Annotated in this window: 1 protein-coding gene; it reads left to right on the forward strand. The window is 64.0% G+C overall.

Annotation, left to right across the window (positions count from 1 at the left end; translation table 11 throughout):
* Positions 1–213 precede the first annotated feature (213 nt).
* Complete coding sequence (locus tag FR728_RS19260) at positions 214–1161, forward strand: IS110 family RNA-guided transposase (RefSeq protein WP_149894358.1); 948 nt, start codon at positions 214–216, stop codon at positions 1159–1161.
* The last annotated feature ends 4 nt before the right edge of the window (positions 1162–1165 follow it).

The following is a 1165-nucleotide window of genomic DNA, read 5'->3' on the forward strand; positions in this document are numbered from 1 at the left end:
GGGATTGTTCGTTTTGGATGCTGTTATGATGGGGGTGCTCTCCCGGCTGTCTTGAACCACCGGGAGAGCAGTGGCAGGCGACCGGCCCGGGATCGGGTTTTCACCCGTCGTCATCATGGCTCCCTGCCGCTTCCTTTTCCCGCTTGGAGAGTTGATTGGGCCGCTTGACGAACGCCCGCGAACAATCCGAAGCACGCAAAGGATACCACGCCCATGACCTTCTTGCAGGAAGCACCTTCCCGTGTGCTCGGATTTGACGTCGCCCAGGACACGATTGCCGTCTTCGACAGCGCCCAGGGCAAGGTCCTCACACTGACGAACAGCCCTTCCGCCTTGCGCAAGTTCATCGCGGGCCTCGAGGGCAGCTGTCTGGCGGTGTGTGAACCGACAGGCGGACATGAAGGACTGCTGATCCGGGAACTGACCGCAGCCGGTGTCCCCTGCCATCGCGCCGATACATTGAAGACCAAGGCCTTTCTCAGGTCCTTCGGCACCCTGGCCAAGACCGATGCCATCGATGCCAGGGCCCTGGCGCTCTATGGCCTGGAACGCTGGAAGGGCCTTGCGCTCTTCACGCCCGCGGCAAGGGAACAGGCCCATCTCACCGCCCTCGTCCTGCGCCGGCAGGACCTGGTGGCCCTGCAGGTGGCGGAGACCAACCGGCTGAAAGCCCCCGGCGCGCAGGTCCTCAAGGCGTCGTGCAAGGCCATGCTGCGCGCCCTCAAGACCCAGCTGCAGCTCCTCGACCACGCGATCGAGGAACTGATCGCGACCTGCCAGTCTCTGAAGCGCAGGGTCGAGGTCAGCCTGTCTCTGCCCGGTGTGGGACCGCGCACCGCCATCGCTCTGGCGGCCATCATGCCGGAGCTCGGCACCCTGGGCAGGCGCCAGGCTGCGGCCCTGGCGGGCACCGCTCCCCACCCAAGGGATAGCGGCACCTTGCGGGGGTACAGAAGGATGCGTGGCGGACGCCCGCAAGTTCGCACCGTGCTGTTCATGGCAGCGCTGGCAGCCAGCCGGGCAAGCGGACCCTTACGTGAAACCTATCAACGCCTTGTCGCAAGTGGAAAGAAGCCCATCGTCGCCATCTCTGCCCTCATGAGAAAGATCATCGTCATCCTCAACGCAAGGATCAGGGACGACCTCGCTAAACAGAGTTGATGAC

The organism is Roseibium aestuarii (genome assembly GCF_008477545.1).
Lineage (GTDB): Bacteria > Pseudomonadota > Alphaproteobacteria > Rhizobiales > Stappiaceae > Roseibium > Roseibium aestuarii.